General features: G+C 75.4%; 1 pseudogene. It reads right to left on the bottom strand.

The window, feature by feature from the left end:
• Positions 1-44 precede the first annotated feature (44 nt).
• Positions 45-479: pseudogene (locus DN069_RS40725) on the bottom strand (serine/threonine protein kinase); the annotation flags it as partial.

The following is a 479-nucleotide window of genomic DNA, read 5'->3' as shown; positions in this document are numbered from 1 at the left end:
CTGGACGCCCACGTCAACTGACGCCAGGAACGAGCGCCGATAGGTCAGGCCGCCTTGGTCGGGGTGCCGCCACCACCGCCCGCCGCAGCGGACTGGCTACCGCCGGCCGGCGTCGACGGCGTGGACGTGGCGCTCGGGCTGCTGCTGGTGGACTGCGACGGCGTGGGGGTCGGGGTGGGCGTGGGGGTCGGCGTCGGCGTCGGGGTGGGCGTCGGCGTGGGGGTCGGCGTCGGGGTCGGCGTCGGGGTGAAGTACGTCTGGCCCTGGGTCGGGGACTGCTGCTGCTGGGTGGGCGTGGACTGCTCGGTCGGGGTCGTCGACTGGGTGACCGAGGTGGACTCCGTCGGCGTGCCGGCGCCACCGCCACCGCTGCTGCTGGGCTGGAGCGCGAGGGCGACGCCGATGCCGATGGCCGCGATCACCACGAGCACCGCGATGACCGCGAAGAAGCCGCGGCGGTTGCCGCCCTCGCCCTCGTC

The organism is Streptacidiphilus pinicola (genome assembly GCF_003258295.1).
GTDB lineage: Bacteria > Actinomycetota > Actinomycetes > Streptomycetales > Streptomycetaceae > Streptacidiphilus > Streptacidiphilus pinicola.
Note: the sequence above shows the minus strand (reverse complement) of the source record. Positions and strands in the feature narration are given on the sequence as shown.